This window comes from Caproicibacter sp. BJN0012, assembly GCF_035986805.1.
Classification (GTDB): Bacteria; Bacillota; Clostridia; order Oscillospirales; family Acutalibacteraceae; genus Caproicibacter.
In genome coordinates, this window is the sequence record NZ_CP142518.1 from 2,739,655 (window position 1) to 2,758,052 (window position 18,398).

The window sequence follows — 18,398 nt, forward strand, 5'->3', positions numbered from 1 at the left end:
CGCGCTGCGATGATTTGACCAATATAGTCTCTCGCACCTGAGCCGTTCCGCGTAAACAGATAACCGTAAACAAAAAGGCCCACGAAACAATTAGGTTTCGTGAGCCTTGTGGTGCCAAAATTCATAATGCTGCAGCCATCACCTGCCATTGACAAATCCTTATTAGGAGTCGACGACTGTGCAAACCAAAAGTAGAAAGTATGATGAAAACCTATTTCACCCTTACCCCGGCGTGGTCACGATTGAACAATTCATAGATTATATTCTTAGTGTTCATTATAGCAAATCCAAAAAGACATTGCAAGTTGAAATATGAGGGAGGCTCAGAAAATGTGTAGGATCATTGTTGCCGCAGCGCAAAAGGGCGGCGTCGGTAAAATGAGCACGGTCCGCAATCTTTCCCAGTCCCTCTCGGAACTGGGAAAGCGTGTTCTTGCCGTGGACTTTGACCCTCAGTTCAGCCTCGCCATTTGTTTCGGGGTTGACTCTGATAAGCTGAAACCTACATCTGCCAACCTCATGACCGCCATGCTTGAGGATGAAGAACTTACGCAAAAGAAGGATTTTCTTCTCCATATGAAAAGGCCGAGATTTAAGCTTCACCAGGCCAACTTGGCCCAAAGTTAAATACCTGACGGGACGGTTGCGAATCACTTGATTCCAATCGCGCAGATGTTTTTTGATCTTCTATCAAGTCATTATCGGCTTTGAATCAATCCATGTCATCCCGCAGCGCGTCGATGATGTTTTCTTTTTTGATCTTGCTGACGGCATACATCATAGTGACAAAGATGACCAGAAACACGCTGAACACGCTGATTCCGATACTGGCCCACGGCAGCACAAAATTGATACCGTCGATTCCTTTGTAGATCAACCAGGAGAAGATGACCGCCAGGGGAAGCCCGACAAGCAGCGCCTTCACCCCATAAAAGGCGCACTCATATCGCATCATTTTATTGAAATCGCGATCGGACATCCCCACGGAGCGGAGCATGGCAAGCTCCCGCCGGCGCAGCTTGATATTCGTGGAAATCGTGTTAAACACATTGGCAACCGCAATCAGCGAAATCATAATGATAAAAGTATAAGCGAACACGTTGGCAATGAATATCATATTGCGGTTCTGATCAAGTATTTGAGATGAGTCCAAAAGGATGTAAGAGGCTTTAATTCCAGTGCCTTGAATCATCGCCCTCATTTCTGCCGTCGACTGCGATGGATTCTTTGACTGGAATGTCATGCCTTTCACCATGATATCCGGCGAGGTATCGGAGGGAGCAAGCTTCTCCTCGAGCGAATAGGGAGCCATCACAGCAAAAGTGTATGCCCGCTGCTCGGAGGTTCCTGTCATCGGGGGGACATCAGGCGGCACGGTATCGACACAGGTAATACTAACATTTTCCCCATATGCCGCATTTGATTTGCCATTTGTATTGGGTGTAACGGTACTGTTCAGGGAAGAACCCGTAAACATGTCCTTAAGCTGGCTGACCCCTTCCGCCTGATTGCTGCTATCCTGCATTTTGGCGACAGCAATCAATTTCGCATTTTGCCCGGTATATTCCTCTGCGGGCAAGCCCAAGCCTTTAATAATTTTCAGATAGGCGCTGTCATCTAAAAACTGGATTTTTATTGGAATATTCACGGTTTTGTTCGTCGAATATGACCCAACGGATTTCCAGTAATCGTTTGAAAGTTTGTCTGTCTGAATCGTACAGGTATAGTTCGCAACAACCTGATACGAACTTTCTGTAACACCGGAGGCTGTTTTCAGTTTGTCGTAAAGCCGCAGCATTTCGCTGTCGTCCATATCCTGTGTGCCAAAGCCGATGTCATAGGTAGTAACCGCTTTTGCCTGCTCCGACGCCTGTTTCAAATCCGTTACAAAGGCACTGGTCGAAACAAACAGCACTATACTTAAAACAAGGGAAAGTACAATGCTGCGATAGCGTTTTTTGTTTCTTTTGAAATTCTTTAGTGCAAGGGTTCCCTCCAAACCGTAAATGCGCTGTGCCAGTTTCGACGTTTTCACAGCTTTGGATTCCACTTTGACCTCGTTTGTCTGGCGGATACACTCCATCACGGGCGTATTGGCAGCCTTGCGGGCCGGGATATAGGCCGAAATCAGAATCGTAACCATGCTGACCGCCGCCGCGCCGACAATCGCGGGGGCGGATACCGTCAAGGTCAAAGGCACACTGGTGTAGAGAATGTTTGCGAAATTCTTGGCGACAACGGAAAGCACAAGCCCCATGCTGCCTATTCCAACAATAACGCCAATCGGTATGCCAATGGCGCCGATACAAAGCCCTTCAAACAGCACCGAATGGCGCAGTTGCTTTGCGGTGGCTCCCACAGACGAGAGAATTCCGAACTGGTATGTGCGCTCGTTCAAGGAGATGTTGAAGGAATTGTAAATCAAAAAAATCGAACCAATCATGATAATGAGGACTACAATGCCTCCGAGTGAGTACAGAAGCGCGTTGAACACCTTGTCGCCCGAATCGTCCGCAAGGCCCATGAAGCGCAGCACATCATTATTCAAGATGTAAGCATGGCTTCCGGCTGCACTTTTTGCGTAAGCATGAACTTCACGCGGGTTTTTCAGCGTGACAAACAAGCTGAGATCGTCCGCCCTATCTGCGGCTGTGATTACGGTGTACCCCGGTGCGGAATCTTCCTCAAAGTGGGGCGTTTGGCAGATGCCGACCACCGTGTAAGTCCTTTTTGCTTTTGGCACAAAAGCTTCCTTCCCGGAAATGTAAGGGTCGTGCTGACCGAGTTTCTTGTCTCCGCCCATGCGGTTCCCGACAGCAAGAGCAAGCGTGTCGCCCACCTTAAACTGAACGCCGCCCTTTGTCATGACGCTCCCCGAAACAACAATCTCCCCGCCGCTTTTCGGCAGCCTGCCGGAAAGCAGCGTGATGGGCAGGGCATCAAAGGTTTTCTTGTTGAATCCGGCTATAAAAAGATACGGCTTGTTGGAATTTGTACCGCCGTCAAGTTTTGCGTAGCCGATATTTTCGAATGTTTCGGTATTTGCAACTCTGTCGTTGCTTGCTTGTTTCGCCACGAAAGAAGAATCCACATCCTCAAATTTGACGTGCCAGCCGCCGTATTTTTGAGCCTCGCCGTTTGCCATATAGTTCAGCAGGGAAACGCCAAAGGTGGCGACTGCCGTAATCAGGGCGGCGGACAGAACAACTCCTATCACCGTTACAATCGTTCGTGTGCGGCTTTTTTTCATGCTTTGCAGGGCAACTTTATGAAAGATGTTCATTATCGTGCCACCTGACTCTCATCCCGCACCACTTTTCCATCCGCGATGGTAATAATGCGGTTTGCCTGCAGGGCGATATTTTCATCGTGGGTGACGAGAAGCAGGGTCTGCCCATATTTTTGATTGCTTTCTTTCAGCAGTTTGATGATCTCATGCCCATTTTGGCTGTCCAGACTGCCCGTGGGTTCGTCGGCAAGCATGACGGCCGGGGCATTCATCAAAGCGCGGCCGATGGCCACGCGCTGCTGCTGGCCGCCCGAAAGCTGATTGGGTAAATGCGTTTTGCGGTCTTGCAGCCCAAGTAGTTCCAACAAGTCGTTCAGCCGTTCCTCGTTGACCTTCCGTTTGTCCATCAAGATAGGCAAGGTGATGTTTTCCACCACATTCAGAGTAGGAATGAGGTTGTGAAACTGGTAAATCAGCCCGACCTGCCGTCTGCGGAAGATGGCAAGTTTTTCGTTGCTTTGGGCATAGACATCCTGCCCTTCCAGATATACCTTCCCGCCGGTCGGCACGTCCACGCCCGCGATGGCGTGCAGCAAGGTGGATTTACCGGAACCGGAGGAACCAATAATCGCGGTAAACTCTCCTCTTTCGATTGTAAGCGAAACATGGTTAAGCGCGGCAACCCGGTTCTCACCCTTGCCGTAGACCTTGCATAAATCTTCTGTTTTTAAAAACTCCATTATGTGAGTCTCCTTTTTCATGCTTTACCCATATAATAAAGCTTTCAACTTACATCCCTGTGACTTTTCGGTGAGAGATCCGTCACTTTGGAAAACGAATCGCAAAGAGCGCGCCGCCCTGCGGGTGATTTTTTGCGGTGATCGTCCCGCCCTGCCGGGTAATGATGCTTTTACAGAGCGCGAGTCCAATCCCGTACCCCGTGGCGCCTGCGTTTTTCCCGCGATAAAAACGATCAAACAGATGGGGCAGCTCTTCTTTTTCAAACCCCGCGCCGCTGTCATGGAGGGTAATCTCGATAAAAAGCGGGTTGTCCTCACAGGAGATAACGATTTTTCCGTGGTTGCCCGCGCTTTCCATACAATTTTTGAGAAGATTTTGAACTGCCTCCGAAAGCCAGCTCAAATCGCCTTGCAGCACCGCCCCTTTCGGCACGTCGGTTTTCAGCGCGATATCATGCAATTCCATCGAAATCAGAAGCGGGCGGACCGCTGCGCCTATCAAGTCACCCGCCTCGATCCGCTCGTTTTGAAACACGACAATACCCGCGTCCAAACGGGATAATTTCAACAGCGAGGTAACCAGCCAATCCATCTGTGCAAACAGTTCCTCATTTTCCCGCAACAGGGCCTGCCGCTCATTTTCGCCGGGGTTCTTCTTCAGTAGGGACAGAATCAGATTTGCGGAGGTAAGCGGGGTGCGAAGCTGATGGGCAATGTCGGCCAGCGACTCGGCAAGATGTTCTTTTTCTTTTCTCAGCGCGTCGTTTTGTTCCCGAATTCGAAGCGTCATTTTGGTGATCTCGCTTTGCAGAATGGAAAGTTCACCCTCGTCCGATTCGCCGATATACAGATGGTCCGCATTATGAAGCACAAGATCGATTTGCTCTGAAATCCGCGCAATGCTTTGATATCGGGCTTTGGTAAATACAAAAAACGCTGCCCCAAAAGCGGCGGCGGAAGCAATGGCAAGGGTTCCAGCCGCCGTGTTGATTGCAAATCCCAGCGTCCCAGAAGCGGCGGCTATTAAGAAGATCAAAATGGCAAACTGCCGGAACTCTCTATTCCGAAGCATAGCCGTCCCCCAATCGATATCCTGTCCCGCGAACGGTCTGAATGATTTGCGGGCTTGCGGGGTCGTTCTCGATCTTCTCCCGCAGACGTTTGATGTACACGGTCAACGTATTGTCATTGACAAACTCGCCCGCAGCGTCCCACAGCTCGTCAAGCAGCCTGCTCCTTGTAATGATGCTTTTGGGGTTGTTAATAAACACCAGCAGCAAGCGGTATTCCAAGGCGGAAAGAAAAACTTCGCGTCCGTCCTTTTTCACGACGCCGCTTGCCATATCGACAGAAAGCCCGCGGATTTCAAAAGCCGATGGAGAACGTTCGCTTTTTCTCAGGGCGGTTCTGATTCGCGCGATCAGTTCACGCGGACGAAAAGGCTTGGTGATATAGTCGTCCGCGCCCATGTTCAGCCCGGTAACAACACTCGCCTCATCGCCGGAAGCCGTCAGAAAGAGTACGGGAATATCCTGCGTTTCTTTGATTTCCGCGCAAACCGTAAAGCCGTTTCCGTCAGGCAAAGAGAGATCAACGAGCGCCAGGTCAAATTTATTCCCGGCAAGCGCGGCAAGGGCTTCCCTTTGCGTAGAGACATGGGTAACTGTAAATCCCTCAGAGCGGAGCAAAAGCGCAAGATTCTTGGCGATTTCCTTATCGTCCTCAACCAAAAATATTCTTGGCATTAGTCAGGACCCCGTTTCCTTAGGGCTTTTCAAATCGATGAACTGATTCTCTCTTTCTATTTCCTCATTAGTCAATACATTCATCTCCTACAATTAAGTAGTGTAAACTCAGAGAAAGGGGAAATCAAGTCAAGTTTTCTCGGCCAGTCAGTCTGTCGTTATTCGGCGGGCTTTTTTATTTCTAAATCTCAAAGGAGGAAATTTTCACGCCCGTACAAACTTAAAGACAGCTCCCGTAAGGGAAGACAACGTTCATCTGCAAGACTTCTTGGACATGATCTCGCCCTCGGTAATCAAATTCCAGACTGATTACTTCATCTGTGGCAACACGTTTCGATGTGTCCGGGCGCTTCATGAGTACCCGACATGGTAATTATAGACGATGAAAACAGATAATGGGAAGCTGAAATTCATATCAGCCTCCCATTCACTCATTCTGCGTTAAAAATCTGAGTCTTTTAATTATAATAAACTATGATTTATTTTGAATATGTACCGCAAACGCCTCTCCTGCACCGATTAGCGCAGGGAGCATATAGCCTTTGTTAAATTGAATGACCGGCAAACGTTCCTTGACTTTCATACCCATATGACCGAGAATTTCCTCTAAATGTTCAAGACATTGAACAGCGCCGTTACCCGAACCCCCGGCACAGGCGACAAGCATACATTCCTTGTCACGCAGCAAGTGGTTATGTGCCGTCTCGCAGCGACGCAACCGGTCTAAAAACGATTTCAAGCATTCGGCAAGGTCATGCCAATATACAGGCGTCACAAACACGATGCCGTCGGCAGCTTTCATTTTATCGTATATGGCGGCGAAGCCGTCGGAAATAACACAGCGTCCTTCCGATGAGCAAAGGCCCCACCCATTCCCGCAGGTACGGCATCGTTCAATATTGTACTCGTTCAGATGAAGCAGTTCTACTTCACCGTTAGCGGCTTTGATTCCTTCCACAATTTTATCCTTGGCCGATGCAGTCAGGCCATCGGTATTGGGGCTTGCCCAGATTACCAATATCATCTTGAAAACCTCGCTTTCTCATTCATTCTTTGCTTTGAGCATAACGGACATATTTTCACCCAGTGTCTGCAAAATCTGCTGCCCTTTTACGTCCGATTCCATACTTGAATGAGGCGCAAATACCATATTCCAATAATCACTGCTTACCATCGGCATCTGGCTGAAAGTGAAATATTTGTTCAAACGGTCGATTGCAGCCGTAGCGCCGCTTTTGTCATTCTGCGGTTCTGAATATACTCCCATAGGCCGGACCCGGTTTCCCGTTCAAAAATGCGCAGAAAGTGATATTTAGAAAAGCCCGATTCGCCGGCAAGCAAATTAAGCGACAAATTGTCGGAAAGGTGCTGCTCGATATAGGCTATCGTATTTTGAACGCACTGTGAGTAATCCATGGGATGCATCCTCCTGACTATCAGTATAACGCATGCTGCCTCATATTTCTTGATTCAAATTGCGGAGTTTTAAGGATTGTATAGTTGTGATTTGATATGCGGGAACACCTTCCGGTGTGTCTGGGCCTTGCGGGAGTACCCAACATGGTTGCTATAAGCGATGAAAAAATAATGGGAAACTAATGCAACACATCAGCTTCCCAATTGCTTATAACCTAACCACCAGATAATCGCAATGTTCTAATACTTACTCCAGTTATCTCTGATACAGACTTTACGGTTTTTATTGATCCCTCCTTCTGGCTCAATCCTAAACCGATACGCCGCGAGAGAATCAAGACTAAACCAAAAGAAGTATACAAGCGAATTCTGCATGTGCCTATTATACCATGTTTGGTCCAAGAAGCGTTCAGTGCCGTCACAGAAAATGTAGCAGCGCTTTTTTCCGCGCGGGGTGTGCTTGGGCCTTCCGTGAGTACCCGACATGGGTAGTTACAGATGACGAAAAAGACCGGGAAGCCGACGTAGTACATCATCTTCCCGGTTTGCTCATAATCTCCTCCTGCAAATTTCAATTTGTAGGACTACCGGCTGCTTTAGCTTCGTGCTGGCTTTCGGCTATAAACGCATTCGCGCCGCGATACAACAGAACAAGCGCCGCGCTGAGCAGCGCCCCGCCCAAGATGTCGGTCAGCCAATGAACGCCCGACACCAAACGCCCAATCACCATAAATGCAGTAAATGCCGCAAGCACAGTGTTTACTGCGTTTTTTACAGTTCTATTGCAGGTCAGACGGCGAAACTGCATCATGGCGGTGAGCATCACGCACAGAACCAGCATGGTGGTGGAGGACGGATAGGACGTCTCCAAGATACCGTCGATCAAAACCGGCCTGTAATTCACACGATAATATTCGAAAAAGAGATACGCGCCCATGACCAGCACATAGAAGCCGCCCAGCACAAGGATGCTGCCGTCCACCCGAAGAAGGCTTTTGCGCCGTATGAGCTGCGTAAGCCCCAGGGCAGCAAATCCAAAAGCGACAAAGACAGGCACAAGCCCCAGCCAGTCGGTGATTATATAAAGCGTCCAGTTTACGCCGAGCAGGTCATGCGCCCACCCGTTGACCGTTGCAAAGCCCACGGCAGAACCGTTCGGCCCGATGGGTTTCACATCAATATTCCGGATCAGCATTGTATAAAGGATAAACAGCACAGACAGGCAGACGGCGGGCAGAAAGCTACCCAGGGAACGAGAATTCCATTTCATTTTCAAAGCTCCTTTTCTTAATGGGGTGTAAGCGTTTTTTACATGCTTACTCTACCTCCAGGAGCCGAAAAGCGGTAGAATCCCGCCGTCACAATGCCGATACGATTCGTGTCATCGGCGTTTTAACAGCAAAATCCCCTTGATGAGCAGAAACAAGAATGTGAGCGAAGCGGCATATGGCTCGCGGCTCAGAATGAAAACCAGAACGCCAGATACGCTGAAAAGCAGAGAGAAACCACTTTTGATCTGATTCCAGAATCGCACCTGCCTTCCCTGCAAGGCAAGGGTCGCAAGCCCGCATAAAACGGTGAGCGACACAAGCGTAAAGTATGTGACTTTTATGTCCGGGGATATCGACGTCAGGGAGAGCAGGGAGACAATGCGGATTACCCCCTCCTCCGCCTGACCGAACAACGGGAAAAACAGAAACAGCGCCATGGCACAGTCCAGCAGGCCAAACACCAGATCGCGCATTTGCCGCATTTTTTGGGCCTGGTCGTTTTGCGCAATGCTGACCAGCTCCTCGCCAGACAAGAGTTCATCAATGGACACGGAAAAGAAACTCGCAATTACCTTCAGGGAATCGATGCCTGGGTAGCCGCGTCCCGACTCCCATTTCGATACAGCGGTACGTGATACGAACAGCGCCTCCGCAAGCTCCTCCTGCGTGAGACCTTTCCGCTTGCGAAGTTCCTGCAATTTCTCGTTAAATTCCATAGGGGAAGCTTCCCTTCCAAATTCCATTTTGTCGCTTTGCTAGATCATATAAACAATTCGCAATTCATTGCCTGATCTATTATACCATAATTTATACAGGTAAAAAGTGGGCCGCCGATTATGGCGGCCCACATATGCTTTCGCTTCGCTCATTTTCTTTTCAGACATCGCCCAAGCTTCACAAGCTCGAACCATAGAACCGCAACCGCTGAAATTCCCATCACGGTGAGAAACTCCGGACCGTTCAGCGGAGCCAGTTTTAAGAATCCGGCGAGCGGAGTATACAGGATCAGCAGGAGCCCCAGAATGGTGCCGGCAAAGATCGCCCACATTACCTTGTCCTTTACGAGACGGGCCAACGATCGGAACGCAAAATCCGTATGCGAACTGTTGACCAGCACCAGCAGAAGATTACTCAGGAAGATGACGGTCAGCCCCATCGCGCGGGCGACCGGCGCGTTGTTTTGTGGATCCATTTGCAAAACGGAAAAATATGTCCCGAAGGAGGCGGCGAAGACGGCAAAGCCCTGCAGCAGGCTTTTGATAAGGCCCGCGGCATTGATGATCTTTTCACTGGGGTCGCGCGGCAAGCGCGCCATGATGTCGCGTTCCGCCGGCTGGCGTTCCAGAACGATCGAGCAGGTTGGGTCGATGATAAGTTCGAGCAACACCACATGCAAGGGCAGCAGCATGAGGCTCGCAGGGTTCACCCCGAGCATCGGCGCCAGCAGGCAGGAAAATGCGATCGGGATGTGGATGGCGAACACATAGCCCACGGCTTTCTTGATATTATCGTAGATCCGCCTGCCGTCGCGTATGGTTTCCACGATGGTCGAGAAATTATCGTCCAGCAGGATCAGGTCGGCGGCCTCGCGCGAGACCTCCGAGCCGCGCTTACCCATGGAGATACCAATATCGGCATACTTGAGTGCGGGCGCGTCGTTGACTCCGTCGCCCGTCATAGCGACGACCTCGCCGTTTTCCCGGAACGCTTTGACGATCCGCATCTTATGCTCCGGCACCACGCGGGAAAAGATGCTGACACTTCTCACCTTTTCTCGGAGCTCTTCATCGGTCATTCGGTCCAGTTCGTCGCCGGTGATGATTTTTTCGCAGTTGGGTATCCCGACCTGTCTAGCGATGGAGCTGGCGGTGATGCCGTTGTCGCCCGTAATCATCACGACGCGGACGCCGGCCTGTGTGCAGCACCGGATGTCTTCCCTCACCGACGCCCTCGGGGGATCGGCAAGGCCGACCAGACCGCGCAGCCGCAGCCTGCAGTCGGGCAATGTCTCCGGTATGCTGTCGCCGAACGGCAGTTCCGTCTCACCTACTGCAATCACCCGCAAGCCCTGCCGGGACATTCCGCCCGACTTGGCCTGAACGGCGTCCCCTTCAGCATCCGTTAGCGCGCACAGCCGCAGGATCTTCTCCGGCGAACCTTTCGCAGCGACGATGATACGCTCTTCCCGTTTCCAGACATGGCCCATCATCTTGGCTTCGTTAGTAAACGGATATTCCCTGACAAGCTCACCGGAAAACAACTGCCCGCGCGTGATTCCGAGGCTCTCGCAGTGGGCGAACATCGCCTGTTCCATCGGGTCGTAGGCCTCGGTTTCACACGCCATGCCCATGATCTCGCCCAGATGCTTTTCGTCGCCGTCCACTGCCCAGGTTTCTCGGACAGCCATTTTGTTCATCGTAATCGTGCCGGTCTTATCCACGCAGAGGACGGAAACCGCGCCGAGCGTTTCCACCGCGGGGAGCTTTCGTACCAGCGACTGCTTTTTGGCAAGCCGCCAGGCGCCCATGGAAAGGAACACGGTGAGGATGACCGGGAATTCCTCCGGGATCATTGCCATGGCCAGCGTGACGCCGGAGAGGATGCTCTCGATCAGCCGGTCCCTGAAGGAATGGTCGGGGATGTTCAGCCACGTGGCGCAGCCGACCAGCACGAACAGAACGGCGGCGATGCCTGCGCAGAGCTGCACCAATCTGCCGGTCTGCTTCTGCAGCGGCGTCGGGTTCTCGGGCGCGTTCGCCACGTTCGTTCCGATCTTTCCGTATTCGGTCGCCGCGCCGATTTTCCCGACCCGGACCAGGGCGCTGCCTTGCAGGACAAGTGTGCCTGCATAGCAATAGTCGCGCCGCCACGTATCCGGCTGCTTCTCCGCAGAATCGGCAACGACTTTCCAGACGCCCTCCGCTTCGCCGGTCAGGGAGGATTCATCGACGCACAGATCGCTTGCCCGGACGACTTCTCCGTCGGCCGGGATCTTGACGCCCTCAGCGATCAGCATGAGGTCGCCCGGAACCAGATCGGCACTGCTGATCGTCTTTTCTTCGCCGTCCCGTATCACCCGGACACGCGGCGCGGAGAGATCCTTCAGGGCCTCGAGCGTTTTATCCGTTTTCCTTTCCTGGATCACATCGATGCCGATGATGCCAACGACAAAAATCAGCATAATTGCCCCATCGCGGGGTTCTCCCAAGAAAAAGTAGATCGCGGCTGCAATCAACAGGAGAAGGAACATAGGCTCGCTGGCGGTGTGAAGTATCTTGCTGAAGAAGCTTTGTCTTTTTTGCGGCGTCAACTCATTCTTGCCGAATCTTTCCTGTAATTCCCGAGCCTTTTCAGTGGTAAGGCCATACGAAACCGGCGCTTGCTCTTGGTTTGTCATATCAGTTACCTCCGTGTCGCCTCACGGCGTTCATAAGATAGCTCTATGGCACTCCATAAATCCAGTTATTCCAAGATATGTATAAAAAAACACATCCATGGAACATACAACTGTCCCACAGATGTGATACGAGTCAATCTGTTGCCGTCACCGGCCCAGCCCCACAAACCTATCGGTTCATCGCCTGCTCAGTTTGTACTGTAGATTAAAATGCAGTGCAAAGAGATTCTTCAATGATACTATATGGAGAATAGTTTGTCAAGGTGTAATCAGATGTGAAAAAACGAGGATTAAACATCGAACTTAATGATAATTTCTTTCCGCTTCTAAAGCGCTTTCTCAAAGGACAATTTATAATATGAGTCAAAGCAATGGGAAAGGAGTAGAAAGCTGTGCCTGAGGAATGAAAGGATTACGGGCCCATACCAATTGTGGTAAATATTGAAAAGCAATGCATTCCGCACTGCCTTGTGGACAGGAAACCACCTTCAGCTAACGTTGATGAGTATCAATATGAACGATGACATCGGGCTTGAAATGCAACGTTGACCAGTTTATTCGGATCGAACCGGGAGAAAGGGGTTGTAAGAATCGGTGATTATTTTGACCTTATTCGAAGTTCAGAGCTTTCTTAACTACGTATTACAAAAAATCCGCCTCGCGGGATGTTTCCCGCGAGGCGGATAACAATCCATATTACAGGTTCCCGTTTTTTCAGCCCTTGCCTGCATGCAGTTCTTTTTGTCTTTTAGCCATGTATCTGCCGGTATCTTTCACCAAGATCCAAAGAACGGCAAGACGACTTTCCAATTTTAAGAACAGTAATGTAAGCAAAAGGAGTACAAGCAATGCAAATCCCACAATAAATAAGACCGCCGCCGCCTGATTTTCCTGATACATGGCCTTTACGAAGAGAGAAACCGTCGCCGCATACCTTTGCAGGATAAGATTCGGCAGAGAGGGCAGTTGGACCAACGTCAGCGTATCCGCCGATCCGGCTTTGGCGATCAGATAATGGTAATAGCTGTTCTGCGTCATCAGCTCCGCGCCGGCGCCTCCGCTGATGAGATATCTGACTCCGTTCCTGGTGTAATCAAAATAACTGTGGATATGGGAGAGATAGACCATATCGACCTTATATTTCGTCATGAGGTTTTCAAACCGTTCGGCTTCCTGCTTGGTCTGAAAGCCGTGGTCTATGCTTTCGTCTTCGCTGTAAGCTTCCAGCTTCTGCTCGACAAAGCCGCCCTCCTTTTTGACCTTATCCGTGTAGGCCTGGATCTCATTGGGCTTGACGCCGCTTCTCGGATCTGCCGGAGGCACATGGGATATTACATAAATCCGTTTTCCCTGCGCTTTTTGCAGGTCCCTTTCGAGCCAGGCGTATTGCTTGTCCGGTATTGCCTGCTTTTCGGCATATCCGCGTGAGCTGTCAAGAAACGCGAAATGATTGCCTCCGAAATCAAACGAGTAATACTCCGGCCCGTAAAGTTTTTGATAGGTCTCGCGCCCGTTCCCGCGAATATCGTGGTTTCCCAGCGTCGTGCACAGAGTTGCAGAAATCCCGGACGTCATCTCATCAAAGATCTTATATTGATTTGGCTTTCCGCTGTAAACAAGATCGCCGTTGTCGATTACAAAAGCCGGTTTCAGCGCATTGACCTGGTCGATGATCTTTCCAAAGGTCTCGTAGCCGTCCCTGCTGTCGCCGAGGATGACATAGCTGCCGTCCGCCGTTTCACTTGGCTGAGCGGGAATGATCCGCTTGGTTTCTCCCGCACTCAGATCCATCGAAAATTCCAAGGTATTTACCGTGATCCTGGCGGGTTTGAGGTCTTTATCGATGCTTGACGAATAAAAACTCGGGCTGATATTTTCAATGGAGATCCGCAAATTCCGAACGGGCGCATTTGTTTTCACTGTAACGGTAGGCAGAGGGGATAGAGCCCTTATCACGAGCCGGTCCCCGCCATCGTCTTTTTGTATCCCTTTTACAAAACCTCCGTGTACCGTTACGTTGACGTCGTTCCAGATATATGAGGAGGAAGAATCGTCCGGGTTATAGCTGAGCGGTACCGGGGTAAAACCGGAATTGATATTGTACACGTGATAAGAGTTATACAGAAAAAGGCCCGCGGCCGCGGCAAGGCATAGAACCAATGCAAATGTAATGATTTTCAGCGCCCTTTTCAGCTTCATCTTTTTCACCTCGGAATGATTTCGATCTTTTAGAATTACTATTTCCAGCAAGAATGATTCCTATCATGACGGCTGAAACAATTCCCAGAACGCCGCCGGCCAGGAATGGAGCGTCAGAGTTTATTTTATCCCGCAGGAATCCCGATACGATGGACGGCCATAACAGTCCGCACCCCTGCAGCGCACCGTAAATTCCAAGCACTGCTCCCCTGAAAGTCGAAGGCACATTCTCCGCGATAAAGGTGCTAAACGAGCAACGCCAGCCCCGTGCGTTGGCGTTGCTTTTTAACTCTTCTTCTAAGCTGATACAGGTCTTTATATCCTTTCAGACTCATTTGATCGGTTGATTGATCTTTCTATTCTTTTTTATGGACTTTTCTTTTTCGTCTGATCCAAATAATCAGTCCAACTCCAAGGACCGTCATCAGGGCAAGTGCCGCATAGGAGTACAGATTCACAGATTGACTGATGCGCTCCCAGCCCGCCCCGGCAAAGGCACCAAGAGTCACCAGAATCACGTTCCAGATCGCGGAACCCACAGCAGTGTAGAAAAGGAATCTGCCTCCGTGCATTCGCGCCAGCCCCGCAGGGACGGAGATAAGGCTCCTGACCAGAGGAATAAATCGACAGAAAAAGACGGTGGAAGCACCGCGCTGGTTGAACCAGTTATCCGCCCGTTTTAGATCTCCTTCTTTTAATCCAAGGAGATGCCCCCATCTGCTGCCGAGGAACCTGTCCAACTTTTCCGCCGGCAGCAGCCGTCCAACGCCGTAGAGGACGATCGCCCCGACCACCGATCCGACAGTCGCCGACAGGGTCACCGCCCAGAGGCTCATGCTGGTGTAAGTGGTCATAAAGCCGCCGAAGGTCAGAATCAGTTCGGACGGAATGGGGGGAAAGATGTTCTCGACAGCAATCAGCAGTGCAATCCCAACGTATCCGTACTGATTCATGATATTGATGACCCATTCCTGCATTTTTAACTCCTTTTCAAAAATCCGAGTTTTTAATCTTCGCCTGTCTGCCGTTCCAAAGGAAGTAGACCAATACGGATATAGCGGTTCCGAACAGCCAACCGCCTAAAACGTCTCCCGCATAATGGACGCCCAGATAGACCCGGCTGAACCCGATCAGTCCCATCAAACCGGCACACAGCAAAGAGAGGATCAGTTTTCGGTAAAATCCTTCGGCATACCTGACGGTCATCAGGATCAGCATGATATAAAGGGAAGCATTGATCATCGCGTGGCCGCTGGGGAAACTGTAGCCCGTCTCGCTGATCAGCCGCAGGACATTCGGACGCCCCCTTGCGAAGATCTGCTTCAAAATAACGTTGAACACGGCGGACAACGCCACGGCCGCTGAAACAGGAAGCGCGACGGTCCTCCTCGTTTTCGGCGCGACAAACAACGCCAGACAAAACAAAAGGACAACGACCGAGTCGCCGAGATGAGTGATGCCTTTCATCACAAAAGTTAAATTGGGGGACATGTCCTCAACCGCTTCACTGTAAGCCCACCCTTCAAAGCGTGTGGCAATTCCGGCATAGATGCATACGGCCAGCATCACAAACAGAATGATCGGCATCACAACAAGCCATACGGCGCGCCTATTCATCCTGATCCTTCTCCTCGTCCAGTACGCTTCCGCAATTTTTGCAGTATCTGTCTTTTTCACCTGCGGCCGTATTGCATTTATTACAAACGGAACCAAGCTTCGTACCGCAGAAAGTACAGTAGACGTTTGATTTGTTTTGCAGCGAGCCGCATTTATAGCAGGTCCGGCCGCCCTGTCTGTAGAGAAGAAAAACAAACAGCCCGGCCAAATTCGTAAAAAGAGTGACGATCCCCCACATGGACGCGTTCAGCTTTGCCCCGAGCGCCCGCGCGTATACCCAAAGAGCCAGTAAGACCCAATAGAGCATGAAAAACAGCATTGCGATTGCGGCCACAGCTTTTATATAGAATTCGCCACCCGCAACGGGCTGAACGTCGCTGATAATATAAACTTTCTGTCCGTCTGTTCTGTCGGCGATATAGGAAAGCAAATAGACTTTCTGGGCGGCAAAGCCGCTTTCATAGAAGTAGCGGTCTTCATATTCCTGTTTCACTTTGTTTTCGATCCCGAGCATTGAAGCCGACAATGTCAGCTTATCGCCTTTCATCAGCCGAAAATGGACCTCCGGATTTTGCCGGTCGGTGAAAAAAAGAGGGTTCCTGTCAGTGTCCGGCGTGAGGTCTACGGTTCCCTTCTGTGATAAATCCGAATGTTTCGCGCTGTACAATATTTGATTTTGTCCGTTGAGAATGAGGATATCTACCATATCCGGGGATGCATCTGCCAGATCGGCTAATTCAGGTTTCATATTTTCAAGCCCGTTCTTGTTATCTTCTACTTTTTCACTGATCCTGTGATACTCATACAGAAAAGTGAGTTTATCGCGGAACATATAGGCTAAAAATCCAGCTGAAAAGACTCCGGCAAGAATCAGGATAAGCAAGTAAATGGCGACTGCCTTCTTAAAATTGAATCTGCTGATAACAACGTTGAAGCGATCCATTATTCCATCCCTCCCGGCTGCCTGCTGAATATGAGCGGTGACAGAGCGCAGAAACCGATCACGAAGAAAAGGATCGCCGGACCACAGAATATCCAAAGGCTGATTCCGGTCAATACAAGCAGCACCGGTACAAGGATAAACAAGGCACAGACAATGACAAACACGGATTGCAGCCTCCTGTTCCGGCTCCTTTGCTTAATTTCGAAACACTTTTTATCGATTTCATCGTCCAGCCTAGACAGCAGGCCGTCTATGTTCTTATCCATGATAAAAATCTCCTCTCAGCATTTTCCTAAGCCTGACCATACCGTTGTGGATGCGGCTTTTCACTGTTTTTGGCTCGCAGGAAAACCGTCGGGCGATTTCCTGAAGCGTCAGCTGCTCCAGATATTTCAGCCTGATGGCGGCGGCCTGTTCAGGCGGCAGGCTTTCCAGAGCCTTCAGTATTTCATCCGTCAGCAAACGGTCAAGCACCACGTCCTGCACGCTGAACAGAGATGATACGTCCTGCTCCTCCAAGCTCAGCACCTCCCGCTTATTCCGTCTCAAGTGGTCAAGATAACAGTTTTTTGCAATCGTGATCACCCATGTGGAAAACGAGGCTTTCCCGTGAACATCAAATTTTTCGATTCCCCGCACCAATTTCAAAAAGGTATCCTGCGTCAGATCCTCGCTTAAAGTCACATCGCCGCAGACCTTCAGGATAAACTTTGAAACATATGGATAGTAAAAGGTGATGAGGCTTTGAAAGGCCTCTTTTTCACCCTTCTGCGCCGATACAATTAGAGAAAGCTCATCCAAGCCCTCACCTCCTTCAGACTTCTCATTATATTACACGCAACTGAATGAAAAAAGTTGCTGCCAATATTTTGCTCGGTTTTATTCATTTAAAAATTTTTAGTTTTATGAAAACAAAAAGCAGCAGACCACCCCCGCGAATCGGATGGTCAACCGCTTATATGATCGGATATAACATTAAAACAGCATCAGCATTGTTCCCGATATGACGAGCAATAAACCAATAAAGGCTTTTCTCGAAAGCTTTTCTTTGAGAAACAGGTAGGAAAATGCAATTGTGACGACAATGCTCAGCTTATCAATAGGGACAACCAGACTGGCGTTTCCCTTCTGCAATGCGTGGTAATAGCAAAGCCATGAGAGTCCGGTTGCAAGACCGGAAAGCATGATAAATACCCAGCTTTTTCTGTCAATATCCTTAATGAGAACATACTTTTTTTGGAACAGAACAATTCCCCAAGCCATAATCAGTACGACAATCGTGCGGATGGCCGTACCTAAATTTGATTCGATCCCCTGTATTCCGATTTTGCCAAGTATAGAGGTCAAAGCGGCAAAGACGGCGGAAAGGACAGCATAGAAAAGCCATGACTTGCTCTTGATGGGTGAAACTTCCGGTTCCTTCCGTTGTATCATGAGATAGGTTCCGACAGCAAGCAGTACGATCCCAAATCCCATCCAAACAGTTGGCGTTTCCCCTAAGATAAAAAAAGCAAGAAGGATAGTCAATATCGTACTGCTCTTGTCAACGGGAGTCACGTTATTGACGTTTCCAAGCTGCAAGGCCTTAAAATAGCATAGCCAAGACGCACCGGTTGCAACTCCTGAAAGGATCAGGAACAGAAGGCTGTACCCGGAAATCGCACCTATAGTATTTTGCGAACCCACAATAAAAACCATCAGCCAGGAAAACAAAAGCACAACAATTGTACGAAGGGCAGTCGCTAAGTTTGAATCGGTGTTTTTAATACCGATTTTCGCTAAAATAGACGTCATTCCTGCGAACAGCGCTGAGCCGAAAGCATATAGAAGCCACATGTATA

General features: G+C 49.9%; 18 protein-coding genes, 1 pseudogene and 1 riboswitch. Of the genes and pseudogenes, 2 read left to right on the top strand and 17 right to left on the bottom strand.

What is annotated here, in order from left to right:
• Positions 1 to 330 precede the first annotated feature (330 nt).
• Entirely contained in the window at positions 331 to 627 is a 297-nt protein-coding gene (locus VA597_RS13355) for a ParA family protein (RefSeq protein ID WP_128743305.1), read from the top strand.
• 85 nt (positions 628 to 712) lie between these two features.
• Here the strand turns inward: VA597_RS13355 and VA597_RS13360 are convergent, their stop codons facing one another.
• From VA597_RS13360 to VA597_RS13405, 10 genes are all read right to left on the bottom strand, one after another.
• Positions 713 to 3,283, bottom strand: a complete 2,571-nt coding sequence (locus tag VA597_RS13360; RefSeq protein WP_326974753.1) for an FtsX-like permease family protein — start codon at positions 3,281 to 3,283, stop codon at positions 713 to 715.
• The gene (locus VA597_RS13365; RefSeq protein WP_128743310.1) at positions 3,283 to 3,969 is read right to left on the bottom strand and encodes an ABC transporter ATP-binding protein; all 687 of its coding nucleotides are present in this window, start codon (positions 3,967 to 3,969) and stop codon (positions 3,283 to 3,285) included. The genes VA597_RS13360 and VA597_RS13365 overlap by 1 nt, the downstream gene beginning before the upstream one ends.
• 82 nt (positions 3,970 to 4,051) lie before the next feature.
• Positions 4,052 to 5,041 carry a sensor histidine kinase gene (locus tag VA597_RS13370; RefSeq protein ID WP_128743312.1) on the bottom strand — a complete coding sequence of 330 codons (990 nt, stop codon included), beginning with the start codon at positions 5,039 to 5,041 and terminating at the stop codon, positions 4,052 to 4,054.
• Positions 5,028 to 5,714, bottom strand: a complete 687-nt coding sequence (locus tag VA597_RS13375; protein ID WP_128743314.1) for a response regulator transcription factor — start codon at positions 5,712 to 5,714, stop codon at positions 5,028 to 5,030. Before VA597_RS13375 ends, VA597_RS13370 begins: the two co-directional genes overlap by 14 nt.
• Positions 5,715 to 6,186: 472 nt before the next feature.
• Positions 6,187 to 6,738, bottom strand: coding sequence for a flavodoxin family protein (locus tag VA597_RS13380; protein ID WP_128743316.1), 552 nt, complete (start codon positions 6,736 to 6,738; stop codon positions 6,187 to 6,189).
• An 18-nt stretch (positions 6,739 to 6,756) separates the two neighbouring features.
• Entirely contained in the window at positions 6,757 to 6,921 is a 165-nt protein-coding gene (locus tag VA597_RS13385; RefSeq protein ID WP_326974754.1) for a hypothetical protein, read from the bottom strand.
• Entirely contained in the window at positions 6,918 to 7,130 is a 213-nt protein-coding gene (locus VA597_RS13390) for an AraC family transcriptional regulator (RefSeq protein WP_128743318.1), read from the bottom strand. The genes VA597_RS13385 and VA597_RS13390 overlap by 4 nt, the downstream gene beginning before the upstream one ends.
• Positions 7,131 to 7,701: 571 nt before the next feature.
• The gene (locus VA597_RS13395) at positions 7,702 to 8,400 is read right to left on the bottom strand and encodes a phosphatase PAP2 family protein (RefSeq protein WP_128743320.1); all 699 of its coding nucleotides are present in this window, start codon (positions 8,398 to 8,400) and stop codon (positions 7,702 to 7,704) included.
• 111 nt (positions 8,401 to 8,511) lie between these two features.
• Entirely contained in the window at positions 8,512 to 9,117 is a 606-nt protein-coding gene (locus VA597_RS13400; protein WP_128743322.1) for a helix-turn-helix domain-containing protein, read from the bottom strand.
• A gap of 149 nt (positions 9,118 to 9,266) precedes the next feature.
• The gene (locus VA597_RS13405; RefSeq protein ID WP_128743323.1) at positions 9,267 to 11,798 is read right to left on the bottom strand and encodes a cation-translocating P-type ATPase; all 2,532 of its coding nucleotides are present in this window, start codon (positions 11,796 to 11,798) and stop codon (positions 9,267 to 9,269) included.
• A 108-nt stretch (positions 11,799 to 11,906) separates the two neighbouring features.
• A riboswitch (NiCo riboswitch) is annotated at positions 11,907 to 12,000 on the bottom strand.
• A 205-nt stretch (positions 12,001 to 12,205) separates the two neighbouring features.
• Here VA597_RS13405 and VA597_RS13410 point away from each other — a divergent pair.
• Positions 12,206 to 12,375 (top strand): annotated as a pseudogene (locus VA597_RS13410) (cupin domain-containing protein); the annotation flags it as partial.
• Positions 12,376 to 12,512: 137 nt separating this feature from the next.
• Here VA597_RS13410 and VA597_RS13415 read toward each other — a convergent pair.
• The 7 genes from VA597_RS13415 to VA597_RS13445 form a co-directional block, all read right to left on the bottom strand.
• Positions 12,513 to 13,997, bottom strand: coding sequence for a metallophosphoesterase family protein (locus VA597_RS13415; RefSeq protein ID WP_128743325.1), 1,485 nt, complete (start codon positions 13,995 to 13,997; stop codon positions 12,513 to 12,515).
• 356 nt (positions 13,998 to 14,353) lie between these two features.
• On the bottom strand, positions 14,354 to 14,950 hold the full coding sequence (locus VA597_RS13420) for a DedA family protein (protein ID WP_326974755.1): 597 nt from the start codon (positions 14,948 to 14,950) through the stop codon (positions 14,354 to 14,356).
• A gap of 37 nt (positions 14,951 to 14,987) precedes the next feature.
• A complete protein-coding gene (locus tag VA597_RS13425; protein ID WP_128743329.1) occupies positions 14,988 to 15,614 on the bottom strand; it encodes a phosphatase PAP2 family protein in 627 nt (208 codons plus the stop codon).
• Entirely contained in the window at positions 15,607 to 16,557 is a 951-nt protein-coding gene (locus VA597_RS13430; RefSeq protein ID WP_128743331.1) for a zinc ribbon domain-containing protein, read from the bottom strand. Before VA597_RS13430 ends, VA597_RS13425 begins: the two co-directional genes overlap by 8 nt.
• Positions 16,557 to 16,823, bottom strand: a complete 267-nt coding sequence (locus tag VA597_RS13435) for a hypothetical protein (protein ID WP_128743332.1) — start codon at positions 16,821 to 16,823, stop codon at positions 16,557 to 16,559. The genes VA597_RS13430 and VA597_RS13435 overlap by 1 nt, the downstream gene beginning before the upstream one ends.
• The gene (locus tag VA597_RS13440; protein WP_128743334.1) at positions 16,816 to 17,358 is read right to left on the bottom strand and encodes an RNA polymerase sigma factor; all 543 of its coding nucleotides are present in this window, start codon (positions 17,356 to 17,358) and stop codon (positions 16,816 to 16,818) included. The genes VA597_RS13435 and VA597_RS13440 overlap by 8 nt, the downstream gene beginning before the upstream one ends.
• Positions 17,359 to 17,532: 174 nt before the next feature.
• Positions 17,533 to 18,393 carry an EamA family transporter gene (locus VA597_RS13445; protein ID WP_128743336.1) on the bottom strand — a complete coding sequence of 287 codons (861 nt, stop codon included), beginning with the start codon at positions 18,391 to 18,393 and terminating at the stop codon, positions 17,533 to 17,535.
• Positions 18,394 to 18,398: the final 5 nt, after the last annotated feature.

Excerpts from the sequence above, each read along its gene's own strand:
- VA597_RS13420 (WP_326974755.1), bottom strand. The coding sequence starts at position 14,950 with ATGAATCAGTACGGATACGTTGGGATTGCACTGCTGATTGCTGTCGAG.
- VA597_RS13405 (WP_128743323.1), bottom strand. The coding sequence starts at position 11,798 with ATGACAAACCAAGAGCAAGCGCCGGTTTCGTATGGCCTTACCACTGAA.
- VA597_RS13400 (WP_128743322.1), bottom strand. The coding sequence starts at position 9,117 with ATGGAATTTAACGAGAAATTGCAGGAACTTCGCAAGCGGAAAGGTCTC.
- VA597_RS13380 (WP_128743316.1), bottom strand. The coding sequence starts at position 6,738 with ATGATATTGGTAATCTGGGCAAGCCCCAATACCGATGGCCTGACTGCA.
- VA597_RS13430 (WP_128743331.1), bottom strand. The coding sequence starts at position 16,557 with ATGGATCGCTTCAACGTTGTTATCAGCAGATTCAATTTTAAGAAGGCA.
- VA597_RS13445 (WP_128743336.1), bottom strand. The coding sequence starts at position 18,393 with ATGTGGCTTCTATATGCTTTCGGCTCAGCGCTGTTCGCAGGAATGACG.
- VA597_RS13355 (WP_128743305.1), top strand. The coding sequence starts at position 331 with ATGTGTAGGATCATTGTTGCCGCAGCGCAAAAGGGCGGCGTCGGTAAA.
- VA597_RS13370 (WP_128743312.1), bottom strand. The coding sequence starts at position 5,041 with ATGCTTCGGAATAGAGAGTTCCGGCAGTTTGCCATTTTGATCTTCTTA.
- VA597_RS13390 (WP_128743318.1), bottom strand. The coding sequence starts at position 7,130 with ATGGATTACTCACAGTGCGTTCAAAATACGATAGCCTATATCGAGCAG.
- VA597_RS13415 (WP_128743325.1), bottom strand. The coding sequence starts at position 13,997 with ATGAAGCTGAAAAGGGCGCTGAAAATCATTACATTTGCATTGGTTCTA.
- VA597_RS13425 (WP_128743329.1), bottom strand. The coding sequence starts at position 15,614 with ATGAATAGGCGCGCCGTATGGCTTGTTGTGATGCCGATCATTCTGTTT.
- VA597_RS13435 (WP_128743332.1), bottom strand. The coding sequence starts at position 16,823 with ATGGATAAGAACATAGACGGCCTGCTGTCTAGGCTGGACGATGAAATC.
- VA597_RS13395 (WP_128743320.1), bottom strand. The coding sequence starts at position 8,400 with ATGAAATGGAATTCTCGTTCCCTGGGTAGCTTTCTGCCCGCCGTCTGC.
- VA597_RS13360 (WP_326974753.1), bottom strand. The coding sequence starts at position 3,283 with ATGAACATCTTTCATAAAGTTGCCCTGCAAAGCATGAAAAAAAGCCGC.
- VA597_RS13365 (WP_128743310.1), bottom strand. The coding sequence starts at position 3,969 with ATGGAGTTTTTAAAAACAGAAGATTTATGCAAGGTCTACGGCAAGGGT.
- VA597_RS13375 (WP_128743314.1), bottom strand. The coding sequence starts at position 5,714 with ATGCCAAGAATATTTTTGGTTGAGGACGATAAGGAAATCGCCAAGAAT.